This is a genomic window from Streptomyces sp. NPDC030799 (assembly GCF_055572255.1).
The window spans coordinates 389,804-406,636 of record NZ_JBVIDS010000001.1 but is presented as its reverse complement, the minus strand read 5'-3'; the positions used below and the strand labels follow the sequence as shown (position 1 = coordinate 406,636).

The following is a 16,833-nucleotide window of genomic DNA, read 5'->3' as shown; positions in this document are numbered from 1 at the left end:
GTGGCCGCCTTCGCGGAGCCGGTTCAGCCTGGGAAAGGTTCATCGAGACAGGAGACGACCATGACCTGGGTACTCCGCCACCGCTTCGGCCGTGCGCTCGGCACCGGTCTTCTCTCCGTGGCGCTGCTCTCCGGTGGGACGGCCGCAGCCTTCGCCGCCGGCGGCGCCCCGGGCGCCCCCAGTGCCCCGCCCAGCCCGGCCGCCGGTACGGCCTCGATCACCATCAGCGTCAACAAGACCGCGGTGAAGACCGGGCAGTTGGTGAGGCTCACCGGACGCACCAAGGGCCTGAAGACCGGCACCCCGCTGGCCCTCCAGCACGAGAAGAACGGCACGTGGACGAATATGAAGTCGACCGCGAAGGTCGGGAAGGGCAGCTCGTACGCGCTCCTCGCCCGGCTCAACACCAAGGGCACCGAGCATCTGCGGATCGCGGCCGGGCACGTCTACTCGCCCGCCGTCACCGTGAAGGTGAGCTGAGTCCCCGTATCAGCAGGTCCACGACGGCCATGAACTCCTCGTCGACGCCGGGGGCGGTCCACTCCCGGGCGTAACAGGGGTCGTGGAAACGGCCGGTGGCCTGGAAGACGGCCCGCGCCGCGGCGGCGGGGTCGGGTACCGGGAAGGCGCCCGACGCGGCACCTGCCGCGATGATCCGGGCCAGCTGCGCGGTCAGGTCGGCGATGTGCTCGCCGACCGCGGTGCCGTTCTCGTCGGTCAGCACCGTGTAGGTGGCGAAGAGTTCGGGGTCGTCTCCCGCCTTGTGCCGCTTGGCCTCGAACAGGGCGGTGAGCCAGGCCCGCAGCCGCTCCTCGGGGGTGCCGTCGCCGGCGACGATGACGGCGAGCTTCTGCGACGTCCGGTCCAGCCACCGCTTGGTGACCGCCTCGCGCAGCGCCGCCTTGGTGCGGAAGTGCCGGTACACACTGCCGTGGCTGACGCCGAGCGCGCGGGCCACGTCGACCACGGTGGCCTTGGCCGGGCCGTGGCGGCGCAGCACCTCCTCGGTCGCTTCGAGGATGCGCTCGGCGGTCAGGGTCTCGCTGGTCGGTGCCATGCTCCAGACCGTACCCGGCATCCCGGTCAGCGCTCGCTGTCGAGGTGTGCCATCTGCGCGGTCGGGTAGCGGTCGCCGGCCGCCGCGTCCGCCGGTACGGCCTCCTCGATCGCCGTCAGGTCGGCCGCGTCCAGGGTGACGTCCAGCGCGCCCAGCGACTCGGTCAGCCGCTCGCGGGTGCGGGCCCCGATCAGCGGCACGATGGTCGTGTCCTGCCGCAGGCCCTGGGAGATCACCCAGGCGATGGCGATCTGCGCGACGGTGACGCCCTTGCGTTCGGCGATCTTGCGCAGGGCCTCGACCAGGTCCAGGTTGTGCTGGAGGTTCTCGCCCTGGAAGCGGGGGGAGTGGGCGCGGAAGTCGTTCGCGGCCAGCTGCCGGTCGCGGGCGAAGTGGCCGGAGATCAGGCCGCGCGAGAGCACGCCGTACGCGGTGATGCCGATGCCCAGCTCGCGGGTGGCGGGCAGGATGTCCCGCTCGATGCCGCGGGAGATCAGCGAGTACTCGATCTGCAGATCGGACACGGGGGCGGTGGCGGCGGCCCGGCGGAGGGTGTCGGCGCCGACCTCGCTCAGGCCGACGTGCCGGACGTATCCCTTCTCGATCAGTTCGGCGATCGCGCCGACGGTCTCCTCGATCGGCACGTCCGGGTCGAGACGGGCGATCCGGTAGACATCGATGTGGTCGACGCCGAGGCGCTGCAGGGAGTAGGCGGCGAAGTTCTTCACGGCGGCCGGGCGGCCGTCGTAGCCGGCCCAGTTGCCCTCCGGGTCGCGCAGGGCGCCGAACTTCACGCTGAGCAGCGCCTGTTCGCGACGGGCGGCCGGGGCGGTGCGCAGGGCCTCGCCGATCAGCATCTCGTTGTGCCCCATGGCGTAGAAGTCGCCGGTGTCCAGCAGGGTGACGCCTGCTTCCAGGGCGGCATGGATGGTCGCGACGGACTCCGCGCGGTCGGCGTCGCCGTACAGCGCGGACATGCCCATGCAGCCGAGACCGAGGGCGGAGACCTCGGGTCCGGTGGTTCCGAGGGTTCGGGTTCGCATCGTCATGCCTTCACCTTGCCATGACAGCTGACAGATTTCAATATCTGTCATTCCATAGCTGTCATCCGCACCGGTTCCGGCGCCGTCTCATCGGGCCGTGAAGGCCAGCCTGGCGCCGAGGGCCAGGAAGGATCCGGCGAAGCTGCGCCGCAACCAGACCATGACCCCCGGCCGTGCGGTGAGGCGGCTGCGCACGGAGGCGGCGAGGACGCCGTACAGGGCGAAGACGACAAACGTCAGCAGCATGAAGACACCGCTCAGGCCGAGCATGCGCGGGAGCGCGTGCGGCTCGGCCGGGTTCACGAACTGGGGCAGGAAGGCGAAGAAGAAGATCGTCAGTTTGGGGTTGAGCAGATTGACCAGCACACCCCGGACGATCACCTGCGCCGAGGAGCGGGGCGGGCCGTCCTGCTCGACGGCGATCGCCTCCTTGTCCCGCAGCGTCGCCCACGCCATGTACATCAGGTAGGCCACACCGGCGTACTTGAGGAATTGGAAGGCGGTCGCACTCGCGTTCAGCAGCGCGGCGAGCCCGGTGACCGTGGCCAGCACATGGGGCACGATCCCGAGCGCGCAGGCGAACGCCGCGACGACACTCGCGCGACGGCCGTGCGAGAGGGCGGCGGCGAGGGTGTAGACGACACCGGTGCCGGGGGTGGCGACGACGACGAGGGTGGTGAGGAGGAAGGCGAGGCTCATGGGGTCACCCTGACGGCGGCGCGGCCCCGGAAACAGGGCCAAACACCGAGCGGTTCACGGGACCAATCGGCGAGCGGCGGAAGCCGTCCATGAGCGGGCGGTACGGGCGGGATCCGCCCCGTTGGACACGGTTCGCCGCCCACCGGACAATCGAAGTTGTCGGCGAGCAGTCACTCCGGCGGCGCCTGCCGCCGACCGTGCGGTGTTCTCGCGCCGCCCGAAGGAGGCCGCCATGGTCGTTCGTATCGCCACCTTCAACACCGAGAACCTCTTCCGCCGCCCCTCCGTCTTCCGTCTCTCCGACGCGGCACAGCGGAAGCAAGTCCTCGACGATTTCGACAAGTTGGTCGCTCTCCTGGACAAGCCGGCGTACACCGAGCCGGACAAGAAGGAGATCGCGGACATCATCCTCACCTACCAGGCCTACAGCAACGACCCCGACAACCCCCCGCTCATCCGCATCAACCAGAACCGCCCCGGGAAGAGCAGCGGGCTCTTCGACACGCCTGCGCCGGGGTCCCACCCCACGGAGCTGCAGATCCGCGCCGGCGGCCGCGGCGCGTGGGCCGGCTGGGCCGAACTCGGGCAGGACGACCTGGACATGGTCGCGGTGAAGAACACCGGGCGGGTGGTCACAGAGGTCGACGCCGACGTTCTGCTGGTGCCCGAGGTCGAGGACCGGCTCACCCTGGAACGCTTCAACCAGCACGTCCTGGGCCTGGGCCGGCAGCCGTACCCCTTCGGTCTGCTGATCGACGGCAATGACCCGCGGGGCATCGACATCGGGATCCTCAGCCGTCTTCCGATCACTTCCGTCCGGCCGCACCTCTTCGACCCGGACCCGGCGGACCCGACGAAGCCGCTGTTCAGCCGCGACTGCCCGGAGTACGAGATCCAGCTCGACGGGGAGAGCCTGGTGATCCTCGGCAACCACCTCAAGAGCAAGTTCAACGACGACCCCGAGCTGCGCCTCGCCCAGGCGGAACGGGTCGCCGAGATCTACCGGGCGGCGCTCAAGCGCACCCCGAACGTCGTGGTCGCCGGAGACCTCAACGACTTCCCGGACAGCAAGCCGGTCGAGGCGCTGCTGGGCGCCGACCCCCCGCTGCGGGATGTGATGAGCCACCCCTCGTACCAGGGAGACCCGGGCACCCATGGCACCTGCCACTCGAAGCGGGACAAGCTCGACTACATCCTGCTTCCGCCCGATCTGTGGTCGAAGGTGCAGAAGGTGGGCCTGGAGACGCGGGGCATCTTCGCGCACCCGAACCACTTCGACAGCGTGAAGTCGAAGACCGACGAGGCATCGGACCACGCCGCGCTGTACGTGGACCTGGATCTGTGAGCAGAACGCCCACCCTCCAGCCGACAGCGTCGGCTGGAGGGTGGGCGCAGACCGCGGGTCCAGGGGGCGGAGCCCCCTGGACGGGCACCGGCGGTGGGCGTCAGCAGCCCAGCAGACGGCCGGCCAGGTAGCCCTCGATCTGGTCCAGCGACACACGCTCCTGCTTCATCGAGTCCCGCTCGCGCACCGTGACGGCGTTGTCCTCCAGCGTGTCGAAGTCGACGGTCACGCAGTACGGCGTACCGATCTCGTCCTGGCGGCGGTAACGGCGGCCGATCGCACCGGCGTCGTCGAACTCGATGTTCCAGTTCTGGCGCAGCGCCTGGGCGAGGCCCTTGGCCTTCGGGGACAGCTCCGGGTTGCGGGACAGCGGCAGCACCGCGACCTTCACCGGGGCCAGGCGGTGGTCGAGGCGCAGCACCGTGCGCTTCTCCATCTTGCCCTTGGCGTTCGGCGCCTCGTCCTCGACGTAGGCGTCGAGCAGGAAGGCCAGCATGGTCCGGCCGACACCCGCCGCGGGCTCGATGACGTACGGCGTCCAGCGCTCGCCGGCCTCCTGGTCGAAGTAGGAGAGGTCCTGGCCGGAGGCCTTGGAGTGGGCGCCGAGGTCGTAGTCGGTCCGGTTGGCGACACCCTCCAGCTCGCCCCACTCGCTGCCGCCGAACTGGAAGCGGTACTCGATGTCGGCGGTGCGCTTGGAGTAGTGGGAGAGCTTCTCCTTCGGGTGCTCGTACCAGCGCATGTTCTCAGTGCGCAGACCCAGGCCGGTGTACCAGTTCCAGCGCTGCTCCATCCAGTACTCGTGCCACTGCTCGTCCTCGCCCGGCTTGACGAAGAACTCCATCTCCATCTGCTCGAACTCACGGGTGCGGAAGATGAAGTTGCCCGGCGTGATCTCGTTGCGGAACGACTTGCCCATCTGGGCGATGCCGAACGGCGGCTTGCGGCGCGAGGTGGTCTGCACCTGGGCGAAGTTGGTGAAGATGCCCTGGGCGGTCTCGGGGCGCAGGTACGCGACCGAGCCGGAGTCCTGGGTCGGGCCGAGGTGCGTCGACAGCAGACCCGAGAACTGCTTGGGCTCGGTGAACTGGCCCTTGTTGCCGCAGTTCGGGCAGTTGATGTCGGCGAGGCCGTTGGCCGGGGCGTGGCCCTTCTTCTCCTCGTACGCCTCTTCCAGGTGGTCGGCACGGAACCGCTTGTGACACGCGGTGCACTCGGTCAGCGGGTCCGTGAAGGTGGCGACGTGGCCGGACGCGACCCAGACCTCGGAGGCCAGGATGACGGACGAGTCGATACCGACCACGTCCTCGCGCGACGTCACCATGTAGCGCCACCACTGGCGCTTGATGTTCTCCTTGAGCTCGACACCCAGCGGTCCGTAGTCCCAGGCGGCACGCTGTCCGCCGTAGATCTCACTGCACGGGAAAACGAAGCCACGGCGCTTGCTCAGGCTGACGATGGTGTCGATCTTGTCGGCGGCCACGGTGCTCTCTTCATTACGACGACGGGCGTTGAAGCGAGATGCTTCCAGCGAATGATTCAGGTTACCGGCGCGGGCTCCCCCACGGCCAAATCGGCCCCCCTTCCAAGCAGCCCGGACAGGGCTTGTTGACAACGGTTTCCATATTTGTTGAAAATGACTGTCATGAACGTACGACGACGCCTCATACCCGCCGCCGCGATCACCGCCGTGACCGCCCTCGGCCTCGGCACCCTCACCGCCTGTTCCGGGGGCACGGCGGAAGCGGCGAACACCGGCAAGTTCGACGTCGTAGCGTCCTTCTATCCCATGGCCTTCCTCGCCGAGCGCATCGGCGGGGACCACGTCCACGTCACCAGTCTGACCACTCCCGGCCAGGAACCGCACGACCTGGAGCTCAGCCCCCGGCAGATCGCGGGACTGGAGAACTCCGACGCGGTCCTGTATCTGAAGCACCTCCAGCCCTCCGTCGACGACGCGGTGGCCCAGTCCCCGGTCAAGACGAAGATCGACGCGGCCTCCCTGACCACGCTGGAGGACCACGGCAACGAGGTCGGCGGCCGTGCGGCCGCGCACGACACCCACCAGAACGGGGAGTCGACGGGCAAGGACCCGCACATCTGGCTCGACCCGGTGCGCTACGCCCAGGTCGCCGAGGGTGTCGGCAAGGCCTTCGAGAAGGCCGACCCCCGGCACGCCGCCGACTACAGGAAGAACACCGCGGCCCTGGTCGAGCAGCTGAACGGCCTGGACAAGCAGTTCAAGGACGGACTGGCGCACACGAGGACCAAGGTCTTCGTCACCACCCACGCCGCCTTCGGCTATCTCGCCGAGCGCTACGGCCTGACCGAGGAGGCCATCAACGGCCTCGACCCCGAGTCGGAGCCCAGCGCCGCCCGGATCAAGGACCTGGAGACGCTGGCCGAGGCCGACGGCGTCTCCACCGTCTTCTACGAGACGCTCGTCAGCGACAGAACCGCGAAGACCGTCGCGAACGACGCCGGCCTGAAGACGGACGTCCTGGATCCGATCGAGGGCATCACGGCCAAGTCCCGCGGCAAGGACTACTTCGCCGTCCAGCAGGCCAACCTCACAGCGCTCCAGCAGGCACTGGGCGCCAAGTGACCGACAGGGAGGGCAGGATCATGGGAGAGCCCGTCATAGCCCTGCGCGGGGTCACCGCCGAACTCGGCGCACGTCCTGTGCTGCGCGGCATCGACCTCACCGTCGGCCGCGGGGAGGTCGTCGCGCTGCTCGGCGCCAACGGCTCCGGCAAGTCCACGGCGGTCCGCACGATCATCGGCCAGGTCCCGGTCAGCGGCGGCACGATCGAGCTGTTCGGCACCCCGCGCCGCTCCTTCCGCGACTGGGCGCGCGTGGGCTACGTGCCGCAGCGCACGACAGCCGCAGGCGGCGTCCCGGCGACGGTTACCGAGATCGTCTCCTCCGGCCGCCTCTCGCGCACCCGCTTCGGCGTCTTCCGCAAGACCGACCGGGCGGCCGTGCACCGGGCCCTGGAGCTGGTCGGCATGGCGGACCGCGCCAAGGACTCGGTGAACGCCCTGTCCGGCGGCCAGCACCAGCGGGTGCTGATCGCCCGCGCGCTCGTCGCCGAGCCGGAGCTGCTGATCATGGACGAGCCGATGGCGGGCGTGGACCTGGCCAGCCAGGAGGTGCTCGCCCGGACCCTCCAGGAGCAGGTGGCCGCCGGTACGACGGTTCTGCTGGTCCTGCACGAACTCGGGCCGCTGGAGCCCCTGATCGACCGGGCGGTCGTACTCCGCGACGGCTGCGTGCTGCACGACGGCCCGCCCCCGAAGGCCCTGGGCCAGCACGCGCTGCCCGGCCACGACCACGTACACCCGCACGCACCAGCGGGCGCCGAACCGATCCGCACGGGACTGCTGAGCTGATGGACCTCCTGAACTACGCCTTCATGCAGCGGGCGCTCATCGCCGCCGTCCTGGTCGGCATCACCGCGCCCGCGATCGGCATCTACCTCGTCCAGCGCCGCCAGCCCCTGATGGGCGACGGCATCGGGCACGTGGCGATGACCGGCGTCGGCCTCGGCTTCCTGCTGCACGCCTCACCGGTGTGGATGGCGACAGCCGTCTCCGCGCTCGGCTCGGTGCTGATGGAACTGATCCGCTGGTACGGCAAGACACGCGGCGACATCGCCCTCGCGATGCTCTTCTACGGCGGCATGGCCGGCGGCGTGATGTTCGTCAACCTCGCACCGGGCGGTTCCAACGCCAACCTGACGTCGTACCTGTTCGGCTCCCTGTCGACGGTGTCCCCGTCGGACGTAACGGCGATCATGGTGCTGGCGGCCTTCGTGGTGGCGGTCACCCTCGGCCTGCGCCGCCAGCTGTTCGCGGTCAGTCAGGACGAGGAGTTCGCGCGGGTCACCGGGCTGCCGGTGCGCGCCCTGAACCTGCTCACCGCCGTCACGGCGGCCGTCACGGTGACCGTCGCCATGCGGGTCGTCGGCCTGATCCTGGTCTCCGCGCTCATGGTCGTACCGGTCGCCGCCGCACAGCAGCTCACCCGCAGCTTCGCGGCGACCTTCGTGATCGCCGTGGCCCTCGGCATCACCGTGTCGATCAGCGGCACGGTCACCTCGTACTACCAGGACGTCCCGCCCGGCGCGACGATCGTCCTGCTGACCATCGCCGCGTTCGTCGCGCTCACGGCCCTGGCCACCCCGCTGGCCCGCCGACGCGCCCGCGCGGCCGCCGCCGCACACCCCGCCGGGGACCCGGCGGAGTGCACGATTCCGGCCACGAGAGGGGCCGCGGACGAGATCGGCGTCTGACCGCCGACTGTCCGGGCTGGCACAATGGCCGCCCGGGCACAAGCGAGACGTGAGGAGACAACGGTGACGACCGCTGGACCGCCCGTGAAGGGCCGCGCGACCCGCCAGCGTGCAGCCGTGGCGGCGGCCCTGGACGAGGTCGAGGAGTTCCGCAGCGCGCAGGAACTGCACGACATGCTCAAGCACAAGGGCGACTCGGTCGGGCTCACCACCGTCTACCGCACGCTGCAGTCCCTCGCGGAGGCCGGCGAGGTCGACGTCCTGCGCACGTCCGACGGCGAGTCCGTCTACCGCCGCTGCAGCAGCGGTGAGCACCATCACCACCTCGTGTGCCGTGCCTGCGGCAAGGCGGTCGAGGTGGAGGGTCCGGCGGTGGAGAAATGGGCCGAGGCCATCGCGGCGGAACACGGTTACGTCAACGTGGCGCACACGGTGGAGATCTTCGGCACATGTGCGGAGTGCGCCGCCGGTTGAGACCGTGTGGGCGCGGACCGCTGCCGAGACAGCTCCGCGCCCCTCGGCCGCTCGGCTCAGCCCCGCCCGAAGCAGCGCTCCAGTTCGTCCAGGTTGTAGAAGGTGCTCCCCTTCTCGACCGGACGGCACCCCGTCCTGAACGCCGTCTCCTTCTCGTTGTAGAGCATGCGGACGAGGTACTGGTCGCCCTTCCTGAAGACGTCCCACTGGATGTTCGCGCCCAGCGGAGCCACCGACGCCCCCCGCCAGGGATTGCCGGCGTACGTGTACGTCTCCCCCGGCGTCGCCGGCTTCGTGCTGCCCGGCAGCCCCATCAGCGCGGCCAGCGGAATGATCTCCTCGGCGTGGGTGAAACGCAGCTCGGCGCCGAGGTCGCTGGTGCCGGCGCGCTTGGCCTCGGCCTGCTGGAAGAAGTCGTCGAGCAGAACGTTTGCCATCCTGTACGTGATGTCGCTGTCGGAGAAACCGGGACCCTTCTCGTAGAAGTCCTCGGCGTCGGAGAGGTAGCCGAACCAGGACGCGTCCGAGCGGGAGATGTAGCGGTCCATGCCCCAGCCGTCGCCGTCCGGGTCGGGGCTCTCCTCGCTCATCGCCGGCGCGATGGCGTACAGGTCGTAGACGGCCCGCGCGGCGCCGACCTGGTCGGTGATCCGGTCGACGAAGGCGTCCTTGAAGATCCGCCGCAGGACACTGCGCGCGGCCTCGTGCGTCCTGGGCTGGTCGGTGATCGCGTTCAGGGTGTCCTTGAGGCGCTGGTCGTTCGCGAGGTAGTCGCGGTAGGCGGCCCCGCCCGCCGCCTTGTGGAAGTACAGCAGATCCTTGTCCGTACGGGTCGCCCCGATCAGCGGCTTCAGCGCGGGGTCGGCCGCCGCGAGCGCCCCGGTGAACTCCCCCGCGCTGTCCACGGCCCGCCCCTGCCCGGAGCTGACCACGTCGATCTTCTCGCCCTCGTCGGCGATCCGCGTGAACAGGGCGGGCAGCCGGCGCTCCATGCGCGTCGCCGTGTCCCGCATCTCCTGTCGCCCGCGCCCGCTGAGGTTGCCGTACCCGGTCTTCTCCATGGCGGCCATCAGCGCCCGCACACGCGGCCCGAACTCCTCACCTCTCGGGGTGAGTTGAGCCTGCTCCTGCGCCCTGTCCCACAGGGCGAGGACCAGGTCGCCGTCCGCACCGTCCGTCGCCGCACGGGAGCCGTGCCGGGAGACGTTCTCGGTGAAGACGGCGGTGTAGCCGGCCGGGGGCCGCTGATGGGTGTGCGCGCTCTGCCGAGGCTCGTACGGGGCTTTGGTGCCGTAGCTGTCGCGGTGCGCGGGACCCTCGTCCACGGCGTGCGCGGGCAGCGCGGTGAGCAGCAGGGCGCCGAGCGCGAGGACAGGCGTGAGAGGTCTCATGAGTCCCGCATCCTCGGCGCCCCGGATGAACCGCCGGTGGCTACGAGGTGGACTCGCCCTTCATGGCGGCCTCCATGGCGAGGAGTTCCTCGTTCGGCACGGCGCCGCCGAACCGCCGGTCGCGGGAGGCGAATTCGACACAGGCCCGCCACAGGTCACGGCGGTCGAAGTCGGGCCACAGCACGTCCTGGAAGACCATCTCGGCGTACGCGCTCTGCCACAGAAGGTAGTTGGAGGTGCGCTGCTCGCCGCTCGGCCGCAGGAAGAGGTCCACGTCCGGCATGTCCGGGTAGTACAGGTACTTCTGGAGGGTCTTCTCGTTGACCTTCCCCGGGTCCAGCCGCCCCGCCTTCACGTCCTCGGCCAGCGCCTTCGCCGCGTCGGCGATCTCGGCCCGCCCGCCGTAGTTCATGCAGAAGTACAGGGTGAGCAGATCATTGCCCTTGGTCTGCTCCTGGGCGATCTGCAGCTCCTTGGCGACCGACTTCCACAGCTTGGGCATACGCCCCACCCAGCGCACCCGGATCCCGAGTTCGTCGAGCTGGTCGCGGGTCTTGCGGATGAAGTCGCGGTTGAAGTTCATCAGGAAGCGGACCTCGTCGGGCGACCGCTTCCAGTTCTCGGTGGAGAAGGCGTACAGGGAGATGTTGCGCACACCGATCTCGATGGACCCCTGGAGGACATCGAGCACCCGCTCGGCCCCGACCTTGTGCCCCTCGGTCCGCGGCAGCCCCCGCTCCTTCGCCCACCGTCCGTTGCCGTCCATGACGATGGCCACGTGGTTGGGCACCAGCTCGCCGGGGAGCTTGGGCGCACGCGCACCGGACGGATGCGGCTCCGGCGCCTTGTACTCACGCCGCTGGCGCCCCAGGATCCCGCGTACGACCATGTGCTTCTCGTCTCCCTCTACGTCTTTTCCACATACCTGAGCGAGCGCAGCCCGCGCTCCAGATGCCAGTGCAGATAGGCGGACACCAGCCCGCTGCCCTCGCGGACGTACCGGGCCTCGCACGCGTCCGCCGTCTCCCAGTCTCCCGTAAGCAGCGCCCCGAGGAGCACCAGGGTCTCCGGCGACGGTACGACACTGCCGGGCACCCGGCAGTCGACGCAGACGGAGCCGCCGGAGGCCACGGAGAAGAACCGGTTCGGCCCGGGCATGCCGCACTTCGCGCAGTCGGTGAAACTCGGGGCATACCCGTTGACCGCGAGGGAGCGCAGCAGAAAGGCGTCGAGCACGAGATGCGGGGCATGCTCCCCCCGGGCGAGCGTCCGCAGGGCGCCCACCAGCAGCAGATACTGCTGCACGGCCGGCTCGCCCTCATGATCGGTGAACCGCTCGGCGGTCTCCAGCATGGCTGTTCCGGCGGTGTACCGGGCGTAGTCGGTGACGATCCCACCGCCGTAGGGAGCGATGGTCTCACTCTGCGTGCACAACGGCAGTCCGCGCCCGACCAGCTCGCTTCCCCGCGCGAAGAACTGCACGTCGACGTGGGAGAAGGGTTCCAGCCGGGCCCCGAACTTCGACTTCGTCCGCCGCACCCCCCGGGCCACGGCCCGCACCCGCCCATGACTCCGCGTGAGCAGGGTGATGATCCGGTCCGCCTCACCCAGCTTCTGGGTGCGCAGCACGATGCCGTCGTCGCGGAACAGACTCATGGGACCATTCTGAACCACTCCGGGTGGCGCCCGCGCAGATCCTCCATCGCGGGCAGAAACGTGCGCAGTGCGGTCCGCACCCCCTAGAGCAGCTCGCCACGACTGCGGGCGTTCGCGTACGCCGTCTCCGCGCTGATCCGCTCGGCGGGGGTGGCCGGCCGTACGGCACCGGGCTCGGCGTCCCACTCCCGGCCCCCGCCGTACGGCCTCAGCTGGATGTAGGGCCCCTCGTGCCCCATGACGATCCCGACCCGCCCGGACGCGGTGTCCACGGCGTGGCTGCCGATGGGCGGCTTCACCGCGCCGCTCCCGTCAGGACGGCGGCGAGCCGCCGTGCGGTGTCCACGGGACACCGTCCCAGTTCGACCAGCGGACAGGGCGCCTCCCGCGCGAGACTCACCGGATCCAGTCCGAGTGACGGCAGCACGATCCCGGCCTTCTCGAAAGCCGACCGCAATTCCTCCAACGTGTCCTCCGCCTCTTCGACACACAATGCCGAGTGTGTGGTCCGTCGCGCCCTCACCGTGCTCCCCTTCCTCTTCGAGTTTCACTCTTCGCACATCCAGAGTGACTCTCCGCCACTACACTCGCCAGCAGTCTGCGCCCTACAAGAGCGAGGCAGGGCAAGGGGGTTGGCCATGGCCAGCGGTTCACGGCAAGCGGCATGGGAGTTCTTCGGCACGGAGCTGAAGAGGCGCCGGGAAGATGCCGGATTCACCCAGGTGGAGCTGGGGGCGCGCGTCTTCGTCTCCGGCGCCTATATCGGACAGTTCGAGCAGGCCATTCGAAAACCTCAGCTGGATATCGCCCAGCGGATCGACGAGGTCCTGCAAACCGACGGTATTTTCGAGCGCCTCTGCCGGAAGCTGATCGACGACCGCCGGTACGCGGAGTACTTCGCGGAGGTCGTGGAGTTGGAGCGGGTGGCGACGCGGATCTGTGAGTTCGCGCCCACCGTGGTGCCGGGTCTGCTGCAGACGAAGGCATACGCGGAGGCAGTCACGCTCGCCGCAAATCCGTTCGTGACGGACGAGTACGTCGAGGACATCGTCATGGCTCGTCTGGAGCGGGCGCACATCCTCAAGGACGCTACAAGGCCCGAGTATTGGGTGATCCTGCACGAGAGCGTCCTGCGCATTCCGGTGGGCGGCCGGCGGGAGATGGCGGAGCAACTGGACCACATCGCAGGGCTGATGCGGGAGCGGACGGTGTGGGTGACGGTGATTCCGTACGCGGCTGGGGCACACGCATCGATGACAGGTGACTTGCGACTCATGGACTTCGAGGAAGCGCCGCCCGTCGCCTATACAGAGACGTCGTTTTCGGGCACGTTGATGGACGGTCCGGCCGTGGTGAAGCGGGCGCAGCGCGCCTACGATCTGCTCAGGGTCGCCGCGTTGTCGCCGAAGGCGTCCCTCACCTTGATCGAGTCGGCGGCTGAGGACTATAGACGATGCACCAGCACGACCTGAGCAACGCCCGTTGGCGCAAGAGCACCTACAGCAACGGCGAGGGCGGCAACTGCGTCGAGGTCGCCGACGGAGTCCCCGGTGTCGTACCGGTCCGGGACAGCAAGGTCCCCGGGGGTGCGGTGCTCGTGATCGGGGCGTCCGCGTGGACGGAGTTCATCGGCGCCCTGGAGGCCTGAGCCACCGCCACCGCCGGTCAGTAGGTGAAGTCCTTCTGGACCCCGGTCACCTTCACGTTCGTGATGTTCGGCGGCGGAGAAGAACCGGCGGAGAACACGCTGAGGCACACCGTGTACTTGGCTCCCCGGACCAGGTTGATGCCCACCTGCGCCTCCTGCCACTGCTGCGCGGACGAGTCCGCGGGGTAGGCGCCCTTGCGGGAGTAGGCGAGCGGCTGGGTCTGCGGGAAGACCGCCTTGCCGCTCGCGTCCTTCAGCCAGAGATAGACGTCCACCGATTCCGCGCCCTTCGTGGCCTGCCATTCCCCGACCATGTAGACGCGTGAGCCGTCGCGCCGCCAACAGGGCCGGACCTTGACGTCGGGCATCTCCCGCAGCGTGAACCAGGATCGGCAGTTCTTGGGATCCGCCGGATTCGGCGGGGCCGCCGGCACGGGAGCCGAGCTCTGTGTGTCGGGGTTCGAGTCCTCCGGCGGGGCGGAGTGCTTCGTAGGGGCGCCTGCCTTGGGTGCGGTGACGTGCGTCTTCGCGGAGGGGGAGGCCGAGGATGAGCCGGCGGTGGAGGGGCCCGCGGAGTGCGGCGCCTCGCCGCCGGCGGTGGCACCGGACGACCTCTGGTCCAGCCACAGCCAGGTGCCGCCGCCGGCCAGCGCGGCCAGCAGGACGACGGCGGCGGAGGCACTCCAGAACAGTGCGAGCCTGCCCCTGGCCGGGCGGGCCGCCGCCGCGGGGGCGGGGTGAGTCACCGGCCCGTGGTAGTGGTGCTCGTGGAAGTGCTGGTTTCCAGCGGCCTGGTAGGCCCGGCCGGTGTCCGACGGCGAGGAGCTGAAGGACGCCGGTGCGCCGGGTCCCTCGGTGGGTGACGGTTTCTCGGTCATCGCTCGTGGAAGTTCTGGTCACGGCCGGCCTGGTAGACACGGGCGTTTCCGGTCGGGTTGGCGTGGAAGACGACGGGTGCGGCCTGGGCCGGCGCGGGCAGCGCGGGCATCAGTTCCTCGTCGAGGATGCGACGCACCTCCTGGGCGAACTCCGGTTGCGTGCTGAGCAGCCGGCGGAACTTGCCACGCCACTCGGCGGTCCCCTCGTCGAATCCCGGCGTACCGGAACCGGTCTCCTCTCCCGTGGCGAGCAGCAGTTCCCGCGTTTCCAGCAGCTCGGCCTCGACGGTCTCGACCCGGTCGGGGCAAGCGCGCCCCCACAGCGTGGCGACCGCTTTCCTGGCCCTCTCCCACGCATCAGTGGTCAGCAGCGTGACCACGGTCGTACCGGCCGTCGAGGCGAGCGTCATCAGCTCTGCGTCCACGCGCAGACCCTTCTCTCTAGCTGTCGTAGACGCGACATCATAAGCGGTAACTCCTGCTGACCAGCGCAGAGTTGACGCCCGCGGGAGGGAAGGGCGGAACGGGGGGAGGGAACGGTCCGGAGAGACGCCGCCCCTGGGCCGCCATTGGTGTGACCTGTGGCGGCTACGCCATTCGTGCGTGTGCCCTTGACCACCCCTTGGGGCCCTCCTATGGTCACGCTGACCAACCGGACATAGGACGTCGTACCTCCTCTCCTCCCCCTTCCCCGACCTCGCTGGAGGATCCGTGCGTGACGACGTGACCCGCGACATGCCGGCCCCGCACCGGCGGTCCTTCCTGAAAGGCGTCGGTGCGCTCGGCCTGGCCGCCGCCCTGCCACCCGCGCTGGCCGCCTGCTCCGCGGGCCCGGAGTCCACGAACGACACCGGAGGCGGCGGCAGCGGCAAGGACCGGACCCTGACCGCCGTGATCGGCTACGGCAACGACGGCAGCTGGGATCCGACGCAGACGGCGTCGGCGTTCGCGATGGCCGCAAACCACCACGTCTACGAGGGGCTGCTGGACACCGATCCGATCACCCGGGTGCCGTATCCGGCGCTCGCCACCGAGGCTCCGAAGGACGCGACCGCCACCACCTGGCGGTTCACCCTGCGCTCGGGTGCGACCTTCCACGACGGCAGGCCCGTCACCGCCGACGACGTCGTCTTCGTCTTCGACCGGATCCTCGACCCGAAGACCCCGACGCTCGCCAAGGGGTTCTTCGCCGGGTGGCTCAGCGGCGTCGAGAAGGTCGACTCCCGCACCGTCGAGCTCGTGCTCAAGTTCCCCTTCCCGGACGGGCTTTCCCGGCTCACCCTGGCCAAGATCATGCCGAAGCACGTCTTCTCCAGGCCCGGCGCCTGGGACGATGCCATCAAGGGGCTGGCCGTCGGCTCGGGGCCGTACCGGCAGACCGCGCACCACCCCAAGTCGAACACCACCTTCGAGGCGTTCGCCGCCTACAACGGGCCCCGCCCACCCGCCTTCAAGCGCATGAACTGGCTGACCATCGTGGACGCCGCTCCCCGCGTCGCAAAGATCTCCGGGACCGGTGCCGGTGCGCAGATCGCGGACAACATCCCGTACGCCAACATCTCCCGGCTGGAGCAGGGCGGGCTGGAGGTAGCCGGCGGCGCCGGGATGAACAATCTCTTCCTGATGTTCAACACCCGGCACAAGCCCTTCGACGACGTCCGGGTGCGGCAGGCCCTCCACTACGCCATCGACACCGAGAAGATGGTGCAGGTGGCCTTGAAGGGGCACGGGAAGCCCGCGTCCTCCTTCCTCAACGAGGGAAACCCGAGCTACCGGCGGGCCAGGACCGTCTACGACTACGACCCGGCCAAGGCGAAAGCCCTGCTGAAGGCCGCCGGGGTCAGCGACCTCAAGGTCAATCTCCTCGCCGTCAACGTCAGTTGGATCGTGGACTGCCTGCCGACCATCAAGTCCTCCTGGGACGCGGTCGGCGTGCAGACGACCCTCGCGCCGCAGGAGACCACCGCCGTCTTCACCAAGATGGACCAGAAGCAGGACTACCAGGTCGTGGCCGCCGCATCCAACCCCAATCAGTTCGGGCTCGACGCCGATCTGATCATGCATTACAACTACGGGCCGCAGAACCTGTGGATGGGGTACACCCGGTGGGCCGGCCATCCCGTCGCCCAGCGGCTCTTCAAGGACATGGACCGGGCGACCCGGGAGCCGGACCCGGCGAAGAAGAAGGCGATCATCCAGGACTACATCGACCTCGTCGCCGAGCAGGCCGTGCTCTACCCGGTGGTCCACAACGAGCTGATGACCGCCTGGGACCCGCGCCGGCTCAGCGGGATAAGGCCACAGCCGTACCCCGGTATCAACCTCCTCCAGGCCAAGTGGGCCTGAC

The 16,833-nt window shown here is 69.3% G+C and carries 20 protein-coding genes; 9 read left to right on the top strand and 11 right to left on the bottom strand.

Translation table 11 applies throughout. The features are described 5' to 3' along the window. Positions 1–60: 60 nt before the first annotated feature. Positions 61–480 carry a hypothetical protein gene (locus ACZ41I_RS01760; protein ID WP_468325807.1) on the top strand — a complete coding sequence of 140 codons (420 nt, stop codon included), beginning with the start codon at positions 61–63 and terminating at the stop codon, positions 478–480. Here the strand turns inward: ACZ41I_RS01760 and ACZ41I_RS01755 are convergent. The 3 genes from ACZ41I_RS01755 to ACZ41I_RS01745 all read right to left on the bottom strand — a co-directional run bounded on the left by ACZ41I_RS01755 (position 461) and on the right by ACZ41I_RS01745 (position 2,799). Then, the gene (locus ACZ41I_RS01755; RefSeq protein ID WP_468512920.1) at positions 461–1,057 is read right to left on the bottom strand and encodes a TetR/AcrR family transcriptional regulator; all 597 of its coding nucleotides are present in this window, start codon (positions 1,055–1,057) and stop codon (positions 461–463) included. The genes ACZ41I_RS01760 and ACZ41I_RS01755 overlap by 20 nt on opposite strands. 26 nt (positions 1,058–1,083) lie before the next feature. Further along, positions 1,084–2,106, bottom strand: coding sequence for an aldo/keto reductase (locus ACZ41I_RS01750; RefSeq protein ID WP_468512919.1), 1,023 nt, complete (start codon positions 2,104–2,106; stop codon positions 1,084–1,086). 81 nt (positions 2,107–2,187) lie between these two features. Then, entirely contained in the window at positions 2,188–2,799 is a 612-nt protein-coding gene (locus ACZ41I_RS01745; protein ID WP_468325804.1) for a LysE family translocator, read from the bottom strand. A 232-nt stretch (positions 2,800–3,031) separates the two neighbouring features. Here ACZ41I_RS01745 and ACZ41I_RS01740 point away from each other — a divergent pair, with 232 nt between their 5' ends. Further along, positions 3,032–4,144, top strand: coding sequence for an endonuclease/exonuclease/phosphatase family protein (locus ACZ41I_RS01740; protein WP_399771930.1), 1,113 nt, complete (start codon positions 3,032–3,034; stop codon positions 4,142–4,144). A gap of 100 nt (positions 4,145–4,244) precedes the next feature. Here the strand turns inward: ACZ41I_RS01740 and ACZ41I_RS01735 are convergent, their stop codons facing one another. Then, positions 4,245–5,627: a glycine--tRNA ligase gene (locus ACZ41I_RS01735; RefSeq protein WP_399771932.1), complete on the bottom strand. Its 1,383-nt coding sequence runs from the start codon at positions 5,625–5,627 to the stop codon at positions 4,245–4,247. A 162-nt stretch (positions 5,628–5,789) separates the two neighbouring features. Between ACZ41I_RS01735 and ACZ41I_RS01730 the strand changes: the two genes are divergently transcribed. From ACZ41I_RS01730 to ACZ41I_RS01715, 4 genes are all read left to right on the top strand, one after another. Next, positions 5,790–6,749 (top strand): metal ABC transporter substrate-binding protein, encoded by a 960-nt coding sequence (locus tag ACZ41I_RS01730; RefSeq protein WP_468512918.1) that lies wholly within the window; start codon positions 5,790–5,792, stop codon positions 6,747–6,749. 20 nt (positions 6,750–6,769) lie between these two features. After that, positions 6,770–7,537, top strand: a complete 768-nt coding sequence (locus ACZ41I_RS01725; RefSeq protein WP_363215897.1) for a metal ABC transporter ATP-binding protein — start codon at positions 6,770–6,772, stop codon at positions 7,535–7,537. After that, complete coding sequence (locus ACZ41I_RS01720; RefSeq protein ID WP_468512917.1) at positions 7,537–8,439, top strand: metal ABC transporter permease; 903 nt, start codon at positions 7,537–7,539, stop codon at positions 8,437–8,439. Before ACZ41I_RS01725 ends, ACZ41I_RS01720 begins: the two co-directional genes overlap by 1 nt. 63 nt (positions 8,440–8,502) lie before the next feature. Beyond that, positions 8,503–8,913, top strand: a complete 411-nt coding sequence (locus tag ACZ41I_RS01715; RefSeq protein WP_363215895.1) for a Fur family transcriptional regulator — start codon at positions 8,503–8,505, stop codon at positions 8,911–8,913. Between the two features lie 56 nt (positions 8,914–8,969). Here the strand turns inward: ACZ41I_RS01715 and ACZ41I_RS01710 are convergent, their stop codons facing one another. From ACZ41I_RS01710 to ACZ41I_RS01690, 5 genes are all read right to left on the bottom strand, one after another. Then, complete coding sequence (locus ACZ41I_RS01710; RefSeq protein WP_468512916.1) at positions 8,970–10,304, bottom strand: histidine-type phosphatase; 1,335 nt, start codon at positions 10,302–10,304, stop codon at positions 8,970–8,972. Positions 10,305–10,344: 40 nt separating this feature from the next. Next, positions 10,345–11,193, bottom strand: coding sequence for an isoprenyl transferase (locus ACZ41I_RS01705; RefSeq protein ID WP_399771944.1), 849 nt, complete (start codon positions 11,191–11,193; stop codon positions 10,345–10,347). A gap of 17 nt (positions 11,194–11,210) precedes the next feature. After that, positions 11,211–11,960 carry a DNA repair protein RecO gene (gene recO / locus ACZ41I_RS01700; RefSeq protein WP_363215892.1) on the bottom strand — a complete coding sequence of 250 codons (750 nt, stop codon included), beginning with the start codon at positions 11,958–11,960 and terminating at the stop codon, positions 11,211–11,213. 83 nt (positions 11,961–12,043) lie between these two features. Beyond that, positions 12,044–12,259 (bottom strand): hypothetical protein, encoded by a 216-nt coding sequence (locus ACZ41I_RS01695; protein WP_363215891.1) that lies wholly within the window; start codon positions 12,257–12,259, stop codon positions 12,044–12,046. Further along, the gene (locus ACZ41I_RS01690) at positions 12,256–12,453 is read right to left on the bottom strand and encodes a hypothetical protein (RefSeq protein WP_468512915.1); all 198 of its coding nucleotides are present in this window, start codon (positions 12,451–12,453) and stop codon (positions 12,256–12,258) included. Before ACZ41I_RS01690 ends, ACZ41I_RS01695 begins: the two co-directional genes overlap by 4 nt. Before the next feature lie 145 nt (positions 12,454–12,598). Here ACZ41I_RS01690 and ACZ41I_RS01685 point away from each other — a divergent pair, with 145 nt between their 5' ends. Together ACZ41I_RS01685 and ACZ41I_RS01680 are read left to right on the top strand one after the other, a co-directional pair. Then, positions 12,599–13,432 (top strand): helix-turn-helix domain-containing protein, encoded by an 834-nt coding sequence (locus ACZ41I_RS01685; protein WP_363215889.1) that lies wholly within the window; start codon positions 12,599–12,601, stop codon positions 13,430–13,432. Beyond that, entirely contained in the window at positions 13,414–13,608 is a 195-nt protein-coding gene (locus tag ACZ41I_RS01680; RefSeq protein ID WP_363215888.1) for a DUF397 domain-containing protein, read from the top strand. Before ACZ41I_RS01685 ends, ACZ41I_RS01680 begins: the two co-directional genes overlap by 19 nt. 17 nt (positions 13,609–13,625) lie before the next feature. On the opposite strand, the gene ACZ41I_RS01675 is transcribed toward ACZ41I_RS01680, so the two are convergent. Further along, complete coding sequence (locus ACZ41I_RS01675) at positions 13,626–14,486, bottom strand: hypothetical protein (RefSeq protein ID WP_468512914.1); 861 nt, start codon at positions 14,484–14,486, stop codon at positions 13,626–13,628. Beyond that, positions 14,483–14,911, bottom strand: a complete 429-nt coding sequence (locus ACZ41I_RS01670) for a hypothetical protein (protein ID WP_468512913.1) — start codon at positions 14,909–14,911, stop codon at positions 14,483–14,485. Before ACZ41I_RS01670 ends, ACZ41I_RS01675 begins: the two co-directional genes overlap by 4 nt. Before the next feature lie 310 nt (positions 14,912–15,221). Here ACZ41I_RS01670 and ACZ41I_RS01665 point away from each other — a divergent pair, with 310 nt between their 5' ends. Continuing rightward, positions 15,222–16,832, top strand: a complete 1,611-nt coding sequence (locus tag ACZ41I_RS01665) for an ABC transporter substrate-binding protein (RefSeq protein ID WP_468513076.1) — start codon at positions 15,222–15,224, stop codon at positions 16,830–16,832. Position 16,833: the final 1 nt, after the last annotated feature.

Excerpts from the sequence above, each read along its gene's own strand:
- ACZ41I_RS01740 (WP_399771930.1), top strand. The coding sequence starts at position 3,032 with ATGGTCGTTCGTATCGCCACCTTCAACACCGAGAACCTCTTCCGCCGC.
- ACZ41I_RS01665 (WP_468513076.1), top strand. The coding sequence starts at position 15,222 with ATGCCGGCCCCGCACCGGCGGTCCTTCCTGAAAGGCGTCGGTGCGCTC.
- ACZ41I_RS01725 (WP_363215897.1), top strand. The coding sequence starts at position 6,770 with ATGGGAGAGCCCGTCATAGCCCTGCGCGGGGTCACCGCCGAACTCGGC.
- recO (WP_363215892.1), bottom strand. The coding sequence starts at position 11,960 with ATGAGTCTGTTCCGCGACGACGGCATCGTGCTGCGCACCCAGAAGCTG.
- ACZ41I_RS01675 (WP_468512914.1), bottom strand. The coding sequence starts at position 14,486 with ATGACCGAGAAACCGTCACCCACCGAGGGACCCGGCGCACCGGCGTCC.
- ACZ41I_RS01730 (WP_468512918.1), top strand. The coding sequence starts at position 5,790 with ATGAACGTACGACGACGCCTCATACCCGCCGCCGCGATCACCGCCGTG.
- ACZ41I_RS01745 (WP_468325804.1), bottom strand. The coding sequence starts at position 2,799 with ATGAGCCTCGCCTTCCTCCTCACCACCCTCGTCGTCGTCGCCACCCCC.
- ACZ41I_RS01760 (WP_468325807.1), top strand. The coding sequence starts at position 61 with ATGACCTGGGTACTCCGCCACCGCTTCGGCCGTGCGCTCGGCACCGGT.
- ACZ41I_RS01710 (WP_468512916.1), bottom strand. The coding sequence starts at position 10,304 with ATGAGACCTCTCACGCCTGTCCTCGCGCTCGGCGCCCTGCTGCTCACC.
- ACZ41I_RS01720 (WP_468512917.1), top strand. The coding sequence starts at position 7,537 with ATGGACCTCCTGAACTACGCCTTCATGCAGCGGGCGCTCATCGCCGCC.
- ACZ41I_RS01705 (WP_399771944.1), bottom strand. The coding sequence starts at position 11,193 with ATGGTCGTACGCGGGATCCTGGGGCGCCAGCGGCGTGAGTACAAGGCG.
- ACZ41I_RS01750 (WP_468512919.1), bottom strand. The coding sequence starts at position 2,106 with ATGACGATGCGAACCCGAACCCTCGGAACCACCGGACCCGAGGTCTCC.
- ACZ41I_RS01755 (WP_468512920.1), bottom strand. The coding sequence starts at position 1,057 with ATGGCACCGACCAGCGAGACCCTGACCGCCGAGCGCATCCTCGAAGCG.
- ACZ41I_RS01685 (WP_363215889.1), top strand. The coding sequence starts at position 12,599 with ATGGCCAGCGGTTCACGGCAAGCGGCATGGGAGTTCTTCGGCACGGAG.
- ACZ41I_RS01680 (WP_363215888.1), top strand. The coding sequence starts at position 13,414 with ATGCACCAGCACGACCTGAGCAACGCCCGTTGGCGCAAGAGCACCTAC.